At 61.2% G+C, this 12970-nt stretch carries 13 protein-coding genes; 12 read left to right on the top strand and 1 reads right to left on the bottom strand.

Going from position 1 to position 12970, the window contains the following annotated elements:
* Positions 1-55: 55 nt before the first annotated feature.
* The 12 genes from ACNA0J_RS19820 (at position 56) to ACNA0J_RS19765 (ending at position 11704) form a co-directional block, all read left to right on the top strand.
* Complete coding sequence (locus ACNA0J_RS19820) at positions 56-511, top strand: HU family DNA-binding protein (protein ID WP_415808489.1); 456 nt, start codon at positions 56-58, stop codon at positions 509-511.
* Between the two features lie 137 nt (positions 512-648).
* Positions 649-1152 (top strand): MarR family winged helix-turn-helix transcriptional regulator, encoded by a 504-nt coding sequence (locus ACNA0J_RS19815; protein WP_415820583.1) that lies wholly within the window; start codon positions 649-651, stop codon positions 1150-1152.
* 14 nt (positions 1153-1166) lie between these two features.
* Positions 1167-2384 carry an MFS transporter gene (locus ACNA0J_RS19810; protein ID WP_415820582.1) on the top strand — a complete coding sequence of 406 codons (1218 nt, stop codon included), beginning with the start codon at positions 1167-1169 and terminating at the stop codon, positions 2382-2384.
* 84 nt (positions 2385-2468) lie between these two features.
* Complete coding sequence (leuS, locus tag ACNA0J_RS19805) at positions 2469-5126, top strand: leucine--tRNA ligase (protein WP_415820581.1); 2658 nt, start codon at positions 2469-2471, stop codon at positions 5124-5126.
* A 10-nt stretch (positions 5127-5136) separates the two neighbouring features.
* The gene (locus tag ACNA0J_RS19800; protein WP_415820580.1) at positions 5137-5796 is read left to right on the top strand and encodes an LPS-assembly lipoprotein LptE; all 660 of its coding nucleotides are present in this window, start codon (positions 5137-5139) and stop codon (positions 5794-5796) included.
* A gap of 3 nt (positions 5797-5799) precedes the next feature.
* Entirely contained in the window at positions 5800-6858 is a 1059-nt protein-coding gene (gene holA / locus ACNA0J_RS19795; protein ID WP_415820579.1) for a DNA polymerase III subunit delta, read from the top strand.
* Positions 6859-7027: 169 nt separating this feature from the next.
* Positions 7028-8293, top strand: coding sequence for a glutamate-5-semialdehyde dehydrogenase (locus tag ACNA0J_RS19790; protein WP_415820578.1), 1266 nt, complete (start codon positions 7028-7030; stop codon positions 8291-8293).
* A 47-nt stretch (positions 8294-8340) separates the two neighbouring features.
* Positions 8341-8721 (top strand): hypothetical protein, encoded by a 381-nt coding sequence (locus ACNA0J_RS19785; protein WP_415820577.1) that lies wholly within the window; start codon positions 8341-8343, stop codon positions 8719-8721.
* 41 nt (positions 8722-8762) lie between these two features.
* A complete protein-coding gene (locus ACNA0J_RS19780) occupies positions 8763-9047 on the top strand; it encodes a GNAT family N-acetyltransferase (protein ID WP_415820576.1) in 285 nt (94 codons plus the stop codon).
* 3 nt (positions 9048-9050) lie between these two features.
* The gene (locus tag ACNA0J_RS19775; RefSeq protein WP_415820575.1) at positions 9051-9431 is read left to right on the top strand and encodes a YchJ family protein; all 381 of its coding nucleotides are present in this window, start codon (positions 9051-9053) and stop codon (positions 9429-9431) included.
* A 195-nt stretch (positions 9432-9626) separates the two neighbouring features.
* The gene (locus ACNA0J_RS19770; protein WP_415820574.1) at positions 9627-10325 is read left to right on the top strand and encodes a heavy metal response regulator transcription factor; all 699 of its coding nucleotides are present in this window, start codon (positions 9627-9629) and stop codon (positions 10323-10325) included.
* Entirely contained in the window at positions 10322-11704 is a 1383-nt protein-coding gene (locus tag ACNA0J_RS19765; protein ID WP_415820573.1) for a heavy metal sensor histidine kinase, read from the top strand. Before ACNA0J_RS19770 ends, ACNA0J_RS19765 begins: the two co-directional genes overlap by 4 nt.
* Before the next feature lie 71 nt (positions 11705-11775).
* Here ACNA0J_RS19765 and ACNA0J_RS19760 read toward each other — a convergent pair whose 3' ends face one another.
* The gene (locus tag ACNA0J_RS19760; protein ID WP_415820572.1) at positions 11776-12960 is read right to left on the bottom strand and encodes an RNA-guided endonuclease TnpB family protein; all 1185 of its coding nucleotides are present in this window, start codon (positions 12958-12960) and stop codon (positions 11776-11778) included.
* Positions 12961-12970 lie beyond the last annotated feature (10 nt).

Here is a 12970-nt window from a genome sequence, read left to right as displayed (position 1 = left end):
CGTGCCGATCTTCGGTACAGAGCTCACTCGCGTTCTCAACATACGGATTTCGACCATGGCTACCAAAGCAAAAGCTCCCGCCAAGAAAGTCAGCAAGACCGCTGCCAAAGCCCCTGCCACCAAGGCTGCGGCTAAGAAAGCACCTGCCAAAAAGGCAACCGCCGCCAAGACCGCTGCAGTAAAAACGGTTGCGGCTCCCGTCATCAAAGAAGCGCTGAACAAGTCGCAGTTGGTTGCTCACCTGGTCGCACAGACCGGCGTGGAAGCCAAATCGGTCAAGGCCGTCCTGGCCGGCCTGGAAAACGCTGCACTGGGTTCGGTAAACAAAAAAGGCGTTGGCGAGTTCTCTCTGCCTGGCCTGCTCAAAGTCACCGTGCAAAAGGTTCCTGCCAAGGCCAAGCGCTTCGGCAAAGACCCGTTCACCGGCCAAGAGCGCTGGTTCCCGGCCAAGCCCGCTTCGGTCAAGGTCAAGGTTCGTCCTCTGAAAAAACTGAAAGACGCTGCTCAGTAAATCTGCGCACAGTCCCTACAGTTTGATCGGCAAGGCCCGTCTCGCAAGAGGCGGGCCTTGCCGTTTTTGCGTGCAACGTTGACATTCGAGGCTCGCCCAATTATCTTTATATCAAAATACTTAACGTAAAGATAATCATGCGCGACCATGTTGATTTCGTGCTCGGCCAATGGCACGAGCAATGCCCCGACCTGAATGTCTCCAGCATGGCGGTATTCAGCCGGCTGTTTCGGCTGCATACGCTCGCCGCGCGCGAGGTAGACATTACTTTTCGCGAATACGGCCTGCATCAGGGTGAATTCGATGTATTGGCCACGCTGTACCGTGCGGGCCCGCCGCATGCACTGAACCCACAGGCCTTGGTCGGCGCCCTTTTGCTGTCCTCCGGTGCCATGACTCATCGTCTGGATAGCTTGCAACAAGCCGGCCTGCTGGTCCGAGCGCCAAACCCCGATGATCGCCGCAGCGTCCTGGTGTCGCTGACTCCCCAGGGATTGCGCGTCATCAAAGCCGTGCTGGATGACTACCTGATCAAGCTCGAGGAGCTATTGAGCCCGCTGCCTGCGGCCGACCGCAAACATCTCGCGACGCTGCTGCGACAACTGCTCAGCCCGCACGACGCCAACGCCCACTCCTCTTGATTGCAGTCTGTTCCATGTCTCATCCCACTCCCGTCCACGCGCCCACGCTGACCACACCTATCATTTTGTTGATGTCAGCAGCCACCGGGCTGATTGTCGCCAGCAATTACTACGCGCAGCCCTTGTTGCATACCATCAGCCAGCAATTCGGCTTGAACGAAACCGCCGCCGGCAGCATCGTCATGACGGCCCAACTCTCGTATGCCATCGGTCTGATGCTGCTGGTTCCCCTGGGCGATATGCTTGAACGCCGTGCACTGATCGTGTGCATGACCCTGCTGAGTGCTGCGGGCTTGTTGATTTCAGGCTTTGCCAACAGCTTTCCGATGCTGCTGGCAGGCACCGCCGCCACGGGCGTATTGTCCGTGGTCGCCCAGGTCCTCGTGCCGTTCGCCGCCACATTGGCGGCCCCTCACCAGCGCGGCAAGGCTGTGGGCACGGTCATGAGCGGCCTGTTGCTCGGCATTCTGCTGGCACGCACGGTAGCTGGCGGGCTCGCCGAACTGGGCAGTTGGCGCACGGTTTACTGGGTCGCATCGGGATTGCTGCTCATCATGGCCGCGGCCTTGTGGCGTGTATTGCCGCGCTATAAGGCCACCACGCATCTCAGCTACACGAGCTTGCTGGCCTCTATTTTTCATCTCTACGCGCGTGAACCTCTCTTTCGGGCTCGCTCGCTGCTGGGGGCGTTGATCTTTGCCTCGTTCAGCATGTTCTGGACGCCACTGACGTTCCTGCTGGCCAATCCACCCTATTCCTACAGTGACAGCACCATTGGTCTATTTGGCCTGGCGGGGGCGGCGGGTGCTTTTGCCGCCAATCGATTCGGCCGCCTCAATGATCGCGGACGCGGCAATCTGGCGACTAGGATCGGGCTGATACTGTTGGCAGCCTCGTGGGTGCTGCTGGCCCTGGGCGCACACTCGCTGGCGGCGTTGCTGATTGGTGTTGTCGTTCTGGACATGATGATTCAGGGTGTCCACGTCACCAACCAGACCACCATCTATCGACTGCAACCCGACGCCCGCAGCCGGCTCACCGCCGGTTACATGACGTCTTATTTTATTGGCGGCGCAGCCGGCTCACTGATATCGTCGTTCCTGTACGCCGCCGGCGGATGGCTGGCGGTCTCGGCCGGCGGTCTGGCCGTGAGCCTGGCTGGCCTGGCCTACGCCCTCTGGTCCCCATCGGCGCGCATCCCCGAAAACCCGCCCGTGGCCCCTCGCGGCTAGGGACTCTCTATAATCAGGGGTTTGACCGCCGTTGCATTGCGCAACGGCGGCCCACTTTCTTTCTATATATACGCGCACGAGCCCATGCAGGAACGTTACAGCCCCACCGCCGTCGAAGCAGCCGCCCACCAAGACTGGCAGGCCCGCGACGCTTACCGCGTCACCGAGCACGCCCAGAACGCCGACGGCACCGAAAAGCCGAAGTTCTACGCGTGTTCCATGCTGCCGTACCCCAGCGGCAAGCTCCACATGGGGCACGTCCGCAACTACACCATCAACGACATGATGGCGCGCCAACTGCGCATGCGCGGCTACAACGTGCTGATGCCCATGGGCTGGGACGCATTCGGCATGCCCGCCGAAAACGCCGCCATCAAGTCCAAAGTCCCCCCGGCCAAATGGACCTACGACAACATCGCTTACATGAAAAAGCAGATGAAATCGATGGGTCTGGCGATCGATTGGTCGCGCGAAATGTGCGCCTGCGACCCGAAATACTACAAATGGAACCAATGGCTGTTCCTGAAGATGCTCGAAAAAGGCATCGCCTATCGCAAGACACAGGTCGTCAACTGGGACCCGGTCGATCAGACCGTGCTGGCCAACGAGCAAGTCATTGACGGGCGCGGCTGGCGCTCGGGCGCCCTCGTGGAAAAACGCGAAATCCCCGGCTACTACCTGCGCATCACCGATTACGCCGACGAACTGCTGGAACAAGTCCGCGATGGCCTGCCCGGCTGGCCGGAGCGCGTACGCATCATGCAGGAAAACTGGATCGGCAAATCCGAGGGCCTGCGCTTTGCATTCCCGCACCAGATCGCCGGCGCGGACGGCCAGCTTATCCAGGATGGCAAGCTGTACGTCTTCACCACGCGTGCTGACACCATCATGGGCGTCACGTTCTGCGCGGTTGCGCCTGAACACCCGCTGGCCACGCACGCAGCGCAATCCAATCCGGAACTCGCCGCGTTTATCGAGCAATGCAAGCTCGGCGGCACCACCGAGGCCGAAATCGCCACGCGCGAAAAATCCGGCATGCCCACGGGCCTGACCGTCACTCACCCGCTGACGGGCGAGCAAATCGACGTCTGGGTGGGTAATTACGTGCTCATGAGCTACGGCGACGGTGCCGTCATGGGCGTGCCCGCTCACGACGAGCGCGATTTCGCCTTTGCCCAGAAATACCAATTACCCATCAAGCAAGTCGTCGCGGTCGAGGGCAAAACCTATTCCACCGACGCCTGGCAAGAATGGTACGGCGACAAACAAAGCGGCCGCACCGTCAATTCCGACAAATATGATGGCCTGACGTTCCGCGAAGCCGTGGACGCGATTGCTGCCGACCTGACAGCCCAGGGCCTGGGTGAAAAACAAACCACCTGGCGCCTGCGCGACTGGGGGATCTCGCGCCAGCGTTACTGGGGCACCCCCATTCCCATCATCCACTGCCCCGACTGCGGTCCGGTCCCCGTGCCCGAAAAAGACCTGCCAGTCATCCTGCCGGATGATCTGATTCCCGACGGCAGCGGCAACCCGCTGGCCAAAAACGAGGCATTCCTGTCGTGCTCATGCCCGAGCTGCGGCAAGCCCGCGCGGCGCGAGACCGACACGATGGACACCTTTGTGGACTCGTCGTGGTATTTCATGCGCTACACCTCGCCGGGCAACGACGAGGCCATGGTCGACACCCGCAACGATTACTGGATGCCCATGGACCAGTACATCGGCGGCATCGAACATGCTGTGTTGCACCTGCTGTACGCGCGATTCTGGACACGCGTCATGCGCGACATGGGCTTGCTGAATTTTGACGAGCCATTCACCAAGCTGCTGTGCCAGGGCATGGTGTTGAACCACATCTATTCGCGCAAAAACGCCCAGGGCGGTATCGAGTATTTCTGGCCCGAAGAAGTCGAAAACCAGTACGACGCCAAGGGCGCCATCACCGGCGCCAAACTCAAGGCCGACGGCTCCGCCGTGCAGTATGGCGGCGTGGGCACCATGTCCAAGTCGAAAAACAACGGCGTGGATCCCCAAGCGCTCATCGATACCCTCGGCGCCGACACTGCACGGCTGTTCGTCATGTTCGCCAGCCCTCCCGAACAGACCCTGGAGTGGTCTGATTCCGGCGTAGATGGCTCGAATCGATTCTTGCGCCGCCTGTGGACGCTGTGCCATGGCCAACATGAGTCCATTGCGCGCGGCCTGGCTGCGGGCAGCGATTGGGCTCAAGCCCCCGCCCCCGTCAAGGATCTGCGCCGCGAGGTCTACAGCCTGCTCAAGCAAGCCGACTACGATTACCAACGGATCCAATACAACACCGTGGTGTCGGCCTGCATGAAAATGCTCAACGCCATCGACAGCGCCAAGCTCCCCGACGGCGCCCACGCCGACGCAGCCCGCGCCGAAACCATCGGCATCCTGTTGCGTGTGCTGTATCCGGTCGTGCCGCACATCACGTGGCATCTGTGGCGTGACCTGGGTTACGCAGCCCCGCTGGGCGACTTGCTGGACGCGCCCTGGCCGCACGTCGACGAGGCCGCCTTGGTGGCTGACGAGATCGAGCTCATGCTGCAAGTCAACGGCAAGCTGCGCGGCTCGATCCGCGTCGCAGCGCAAGCCTCGAAAGCAGAGATCGAACAACTCGCCGCCAGCCAAGAAGAAGTCTCCCGCTTCCTCGAAGGCCGTCCGCCCAAGCGCGTGATTGTCGTGCCGGGCAAGCTCGTCAACGTCGTTGGTTAAGAGGTCACGCATGCACTTTGCCCCGCCCCGCCTGCAACATTTCCGCTCCCGCTGGTGGCTGCGTGCAGCCAGCCTGGCGACCGTCATGCTGCTGGCGGCGTGCGGCTTCGCCATGCGTGGCGTCACGCCATTGCCGTTCGATACGCTTTATGTCGGCATCCCCGAAAACACGCGTTTTGGCGCCGACGTCCGGCGCGCCATACGCGCGGCATCCCCCAACACGCGCCTCGCGGACCAGACCAAGGATGCCGACGCCGTGTTGCAAGTGGTCGACAATAGCCGCTCACTGCGCGAGGTCTCGCTCAACGCGCAAGGCCGTGTCGAGGAATACGAACTCGGCATCAACTTCACATTTCGCCTAGTCACCAATAAAGGGGTGGCCATCCTGCCCGACACCACCTTGTCGATCTACCGCGAAATGCCGTACGACGACCAAGTCGTCCAGGCCAAAGAAGCGCAAATGGAAACCCTGTACCAATCCATGCAACAAGCCTTGGTCAGCCGTTTGCTCCGACGCTTGACGGCGCCTGACGTAAACACTGCCTACGAAGCCGCACAACGTGGCGAGAGCGATCCCGACTCTCCGGTCTACGACCCCAATGTCGTGCCGTCCGACAATCGGCCCGAAACATGGCAAACGCCAGGGACGCCCGGCACGGGCACGTGGTGATGCATGGCGCAGCCGCTAGACGCTGACCGATTGGCAGAACATCTGCAACGCGCCGGGCAGCGCCTGGCGCCGCTGTACACCATATCCGGCGACGAACCCCTGCTCGTCATCGAAGCCGCCGACGCCCTGCGCGCTGCCGCACGCCAATCCGGCTACACCGACCGCACCTCCATGATCATGGATGCGCGCAGTGACTGGAGCGCTGTTTTCGCCGCCACGCAAAGCGTCTCGCTCTTTGGCGATAAACGCATCCTCGAAATCAAGCTGCCCACCGGCAAGCCCGGGAAAACAGGTGCAGACACGCTGACCAAACTGGCCACGCAAGCCACGGCGCAACCTGATCCCGACACCCTGATCGTCGTGTCCCTGCCCCGCTTGGACAAGGCCACGCGCGACGCCAAATGGGTCCAGGCGCTGGCGCAAAGCGGCATGATGATCGACATCGCCTCGATCGAACGCGGCCGCCTGCCCGCCTGGATCGGCGCCCGCCTGGCGCGCCAAAACCAGCGTGCCGACGCCGCCACCCTGCAGTGGATGGCCGACAAAGTCGAAGGCAACCTTCTGGCCGCTCACCAGGAAATCCAGAAACTCGGCCTGCTTTATCCCGAAGGCCAATTAGCCGCCCAGGACGTCGAGCGCGCCGTGCTCAACGTCGCCCGTTACGACGTTTTCGGTCTGCGCGACGCCATGCTCGCGGGCGACGCACCGCGCACCATCCGCATGCTGGAGGGCCTGCGCGCCGAAGGCGAGGCCCTGCCCCTGGTCCTGTGGGCCGTTGGCGACGAAATCCGCCTGCTGGCACGAGTCGCCGAAGCCCGCGCCACCGGCCAGGACGCGGGCGCACTGATGCGCCGGCTGCGGATTTTTGGGGCTCACGAGAAACTCGCCCTGCAGGCCCTGGGCCGCATTCCCGCCAAAGCCTGGCCGGCGGCGGTCCAGCATGCGCACGAGGTCGACCGTCTGATCAAGGGATTGACCGTCTCTGGACGCCTCGCAGACCCTTGGGAAGAAATGACCCGCCTGGCACTGCGCGTTGCAGCGGCCGGCAGCCGGGCTCGATGACTATCTGGTGCTGCGGCCCGCGCGGCAGGCTGCAGCGCTCTGCGCAGCCGCCCCTTGCGGTTGCGCTCCTGCTGCCGCGGCTCTCCCTTCGCTGCCGCGCAGCACGATACACTTAAGACTATCTGCCGGTGCATGCTGCGCCGTCCTCCGAATCATGCCAGACACTCTCATGTCCTCTTCTGATATCGATAACGCCATGCTGGCCTTGGGTGAAAACGCCCGGCGCGCCTCGCGCGCCATGATGCGCGCCAGCGGCGCGGCCAAAAACCAGGCGCTGCTCGCCATGGCCGATGCGCTCTTGGAAAACCGGGCTGTCCTCAAGGCCGCCAACGCCCAGGATCTGGAAGCCGCACGCGCCAACGGCCTCGAGCCGGCGCTGCTCGACCGCCTGACCCTATCGGACAACGCCATCGACAAAATGGCAGAAGGCCTGCATCAGATCGCCAACCTGCCGGATCCGATCGGCAGCACCACAGCAGGCTCCGTGCGCCCCAATGGCATGCGCGTCGCTCAAATGCGCGTACCACTGGGGGTGATCGGCATCATTTACGAATCCCGCCCCAATGTCACCATTGACGCGGCAGCGCTGTGCCTGAAATCAGGCAATGCCACCATCCTGCGCGGCGGCAGCGAGGCCTTTCACTCCAATGTCGCGCTGGGACAGATCGTACAAACCGGCCTGCAGGCTGCCAATCTGCCCCCTGAAGCCGTCCAGGTTGTCGGCACGACCGATCGCGCCGCAGTAGGCAAGCTCATCACCATGACCGAGCACATCGACGTCATCGTTCCCCGAGGCGGCAAAGGCCTGATCGCCCGGCTGGCGCGCGAAGCCCGCGTGCCCTTGATCAAACACCTGGACGGCAATTGCCACGTCTACATCGATGCCGCCGCCGATCCGCAAAAGGCCCATACGATTGCCTTCAATGCCAAGACCTATCGCTACGGTATCTGCGGCGCCATGGAGACCCTGCTGATCGATGCGGGCGCCGCCATCTCGATCCTGCCCCGCCTGGCCACCGCGTTTACCGCACACGGCGTCGAACTGCGTGGCTGCCCTCGCACGTGCGAGATCGTGCCTGCCGCCAAGCCCGCCACCGACGAGGACTGGGCCACTGAATACCTCGCCCCGATCCTGGCCATACGCATCGTCGACTCGCTGGACCAAGCTATCGAACACATCGCTCGCTGGGGCTCCGGCCATACCGACGCCATCGTGACCGAGGATCTCTCGGCCGCCCAGCGCTTTCAACGCGAAGTCGATTCCAGCTCAGTCTATGTCAATCTGCCCACCTGTTTTGCGGACGGGTTCGAGTATGGCCTGGGTGCTGAAATCGGCATATCGACCAACCGCCTGCACGCACGCGGCCCTGTCGGCCTCGAAGGCCTCACCACCCTGAAATGGGTACTCAGCGGCGAAGGACAGACACGCGGGTAGCTCCCGCCTCGCCGCCCCACAAGCCATCCATTACTGCACTGCATCTCATGTCCACTCCCGTTCTCGCCTACGCATTCAGTCTCGTCACGTTGTGCTTCGTCGTCTGCTCGATCTGCGGCATTTTGCTGTTCTTTGTACAAACGGACAGAATCAACGCTACGCTAAAGCATCCGTTACTGAAGCACGGATCGTTTCGGCAATTCCCCTTGGTCATCAAGACCTCGATTTTCCAGGATTATTTCCTTCGCCTGGCCTTTCCGGGATTCAACTTCGGCCTGTTTGCCCATGCCAACAAGCAGCTCGGCCACATCGAGCCCAAACGCGTACCCTTCATTGTGAAAGCCCCCATCGTAGGCTTCTGGGCATCATGCTGGGTGGGCCTTATCGCCATGATTGCGGTCTGGGTTATCCTGTTCATGTATCGCTGATCTGCCTATAGCAGCCGACTCGTCTTCCTTGGTTTACGCCCATGTCCGACACCACGCTTGTCATTGAGCATAACGAAGCCCAAGGCCGCTTCGGAACCCGTGTAGACGGCCACGCCTGTGTTCTGGATTATCAGTTGCGCGACAACACCATGATCATCCAGCACACTGGCGTCCCCAGTGCCGTCGGCGGCCGGGGCATCGCAGCAGCCCTCACCCGGCATGCCCTGGACACGGCTCGCCAGCGCGGCTGGCGCGTTCTGCCCTTGTGTTCCTATGCCGTGGCCTATATCGTCCGGCACCCCGACTATCAAGACTTGGTAGTCTGACCCATGTCCGCGTGTCCGTGCGAAAGCGGCCTGGCCTATGCGCGTTGCTGCGAACCGTGGCATCGCGGCCCGCAGCGCCTGCTCGCCCCTGACGCCCTAGCCTTGATGCGCTCGCGCTACAGCGCGTTTGTGCTGGACGATTTGCCGTATTTGCTCGACACCTGGCACCCCGACACACGCCCCGCCCAACTAGAGCCCAACCCCGCTGACCTGAAGTGGCTAGGCCTGCAGATCAAGCAACATCACCAGCCAGACGCCGATCACGCCACGGTCGAATTCGTGGCTCGCTACCGTCAGGCAGGCCGCGCCACGCGCCTGCACGAAATCAGCCGGTTTCTGCGCGTCGGCGGACATTGGCTCTACCTAAACGGCGAACATCGCTGATTGCCCTACACTAGGCATTAATTGCAGTTGGGCTTTTGCCACAGCCCGTGACGACATGCGCGTACACCAGGACGGCCTCAGCTCCTGGCTGACAGAAATGTCAGCGTATCGTCAGCGCGATGACCTACGAGCCTGCGTAAACTGGCCCCATACTGTACGAGCCATTTTTCCCCTGGTACAAAAGCAAATTCCACCATGCGAGTACTTGTCGTCGAGGACGAAGCGAAAACGTCTTCCTACATTCTGCGAGGACTGACCGAACTCGGCTATACCGTCGACATCGCCGACACGGGCGTTGACGGCCTGCACCTGGCCCTCGAGTTCGACTATGACGCCATCGTCCTGGACCTGATGCTCCCTGGCCTGGATGGCTACGGCGTGCTGACCCAGTTACGCCGCCAGAAATCCACGCCGGTCATCATGCTGTCGGCGCGCGGCGCCGTAGACGACCGCGTCACGGGATTGCGCAAAGGCGCCGACGACTATCTGCCCAAACCCTTCTCGTTTACGGAATTGGTCGCCCGCCTGCAAGCCCAGACGCGACGCCGCACAGAGGGGCACGAGGTCACCACTCTGCAAGTCGACAACCTCATGATCGATCTCCTGGCGCGCAAAGTCACCCGTGCAGGGCAGCGCCTGGATCTCACTGCCAAAGAATTCTCGCTGCTCAGCCTGCTCGCGCGCCATCAAGGAGAAGTCCTCTCCAAGCTCATGATCGCCGAGCAGATCTGGGACATGAACTTCGATAGCGACATCAACGTCGTCGAAGTCGCAGTCAAACGCCTGCGCGCCAAGGTCGATGCCCCTTATGGCCGCAAACTGCTGCACACGGTGCGCGGCATGGGCTACGTGCTCGAAAACCGGCATAGTGACCAGTCGGACGAGGCCGCATGATACGGCCGAGACGCAGCCTACCGATTGCATGGCGATTGGCGACGATGTTCGCCATCACCGCAGCGGTGGTATTTTCGGGCGTGGCTTTTTTTCTGTACTGCGTATTGACCGAGTCCGTGCGCGAACAGGTGCGCGGTGAGCTGGAATATCACCATACCCTGCTAGACCCCTACATCCACTCGCGCGCCAACGAACAAGAGTGGGACACCGTACGCCGCAAACTCGACGGATTTTCCCAAGAAGGCGCGCGGGTCCGTTACTGGATACGCTCCTCGGACGAGCGCTTTGCCTATAGCACCCCCTTGTTGCTGGAAGACGGCTGGGAAATACCCAAAGAACCGTTCGGATTCATCAAAGTCCGCGAGCCGTCCAACATCTGGGCGACCTTGAGCCGCACCATTCCCGCCTCGGGCGATCGGCCCGAAGTGGAATTCATCGTCGCGCTCGACTGCTCGGCCTACATCCACACCAAAGAAAAATTCACCCGGGTCATGAGCATCACCTCAGCCCTGGGTATCTTGCTGGTTGCCATACTGGGGTACTGGATCGCAAAACTGGGCTTGAGCCCCGTACGCCGTCTCAGCCGGCAGGCCAACAGTTTGCCGCCCAACAATCCCCGGCAACGATTGGACGTCGTCGGCCTGCCACCGGAAATCCGTGAACTCGCTGTGTCGTTCAATAACGCGCTCGAGCGCCGCGAGGCCGCATGGTTGCAGCTTGAGGGATTCAACGCCGACGTCGCCCACGAACTGCGTACCCCACTGACCAATCTCATCGGCCAGACTCAGGTCGCCCTTGTGCGCGAACGTGATCTCGGTGCATTACAAGACTTGCTCGAATCCAATCTGGAAGAGCTCGAGCGGATGAGCAGTATCGTCAACGACATGCTGTTCCTGTCCAGCGCCGAGAACGGACATCGTGCCGCGGAACTCAGCGATATCTCGCTGCTGACCGAATCTCGTAAAACCGTGGAATACGTCGAGGACACCTTCTTCGAACGCAACCTCACGGTCCGCGTCGACGGTGAGGCCGACGTACACGCCGACAAACGCCTGTTCCATCGCGCACTGGCCAACCTGCTCTCCAACAGCGTGCGCTATGCGTATGCCGGCACCGAAGTCGTCGTCGCCATTGAAATACGCGGCGACTATGCATGGGTTTCCGTTTCCAATCACGGCGATCCGATTCCCCCTGAACAGCAGTCTCGTCTATTCGAACGCTTTTACCGTGGCGATGCCGCACGCACCCATAGCGGCATCCATCACGGCCTCGGTCTGTCCATCGTGCGCGCCATTGCGTCCATGCATGGCGGGTCCGTCTGTATCCGTAGCGAACACGGCATCAATACCTTCGGCTTTTCGCTGTTGAAGTCAATTTAACTCCCGCAGCTCCCCCGCCACGCTGGCGGCCTATTGTTCTGAAGCTTACAAACTCTTGACTGCTCCCTTCCCTAGAAGGAAAGGGATTCCCATTTCACCGAACCGAGCCGTTGCACATCCTCACTCATGCACTCAGGTCTTACCGTTTCTCCATGGGCTAACACCGCCAGCCCGGCGGCTAATACGTTATGCGCCGCGTTGATGTCGCGGTCGTGGTCGGCGTTGCATCCCGGACAGGACCACCGACGCACGCTCAACGGCAGCTTCGGTGAAACATACCCACAGCTGTGGCAACGCTTACTCGATGGGTACCAGCGATCCACCCGCACGAACTCACGCCCATACCAACGGGCCTTGTATTCCAGCTGCCTCACAAACCCCGCCCATCCGGCATCGCCGATGGACTTAGCAAGACAGCGGTTCTTCTGCATGTTGGACACAGACAAGCTTTCTACGGCAATCACTTGGTTCTCGTGGATCAACCGCGTAGAAAGCTGGTGCAGGAAATCCCTGCGGGTGTCTGCGATCTTTGCATGCAGCTTGGCGACTTTCAGTTTGGCCTTGGCACGACGAGCCGATCCCCTTTGTTTCTTGGCCAATTGGCGCTGTAGCTTGGCCAACTTAACTTCATGCTTGCGAAAGATCTGTGGCGCATCGACTTTTTCTCCTGTTGAGAGCACCGCAAAATGAGACAGGCCCAGATCAATCCCGACACAGGTCGACGTAGGCGCTTTCTGCGCCACCACGTCGTCGCACAGCAGGCTGACAAAGTATCGGCCCGCTGCGTCTTTGCTGACCGTGACAGTAGTGACCTTGGCGGCTTTGGGAATTTGACGGGACCAGCGGATGGGCAACGCCTCAGTCATCTTCGCCAGCTTGAGCGCACGACCATCCCATCTAAAGGCATTGGTGGTGTATTCCGCCGATTGCGCGCCATCCTTGCGCTTGAAACGGAGATATCCCGTTCGCTTGGCAAAGAATCCGGTAAACGCCGTTTGCAGATGGCGCAGTGTCTGTTGCAGCGGAACACTGCTGACCTCGTTCAACCACGCGTAGTCCGGCAGCTTTTTCAGTGCCGTCAGGGCCGCAGACGTCGCGTGATACCCCAAGCGCTCTTGTCGCTCAGCCCAGGCCGTCGAACGAAGGCTGAGCATGTGGTTGTAGACCACACGTACGCAACCGAACGTGCGAGCCAGCGTGATCGCTTGCTCGGGCGTTGGATAGAACCGGAATCGGTAGGCACGTTTGGTTTGCATGCCCGAGATA

The organism is Bordetella tumbae (genome assembly GCF_965139195.1).
Taxonomy (GTDB): domain Bacteria; phylum Pseudomonadota; class Gammaproteobacteria; order Burkholderiales; family Burkholderiaceae_B; genus Bordetella_A; species Bordetella_A tumbae.
The sequence above is the reverse complement of the archived record's forward strand: the minus strand, read 5'-3'. Positions and strand labels throughout refer to the sequence as shown.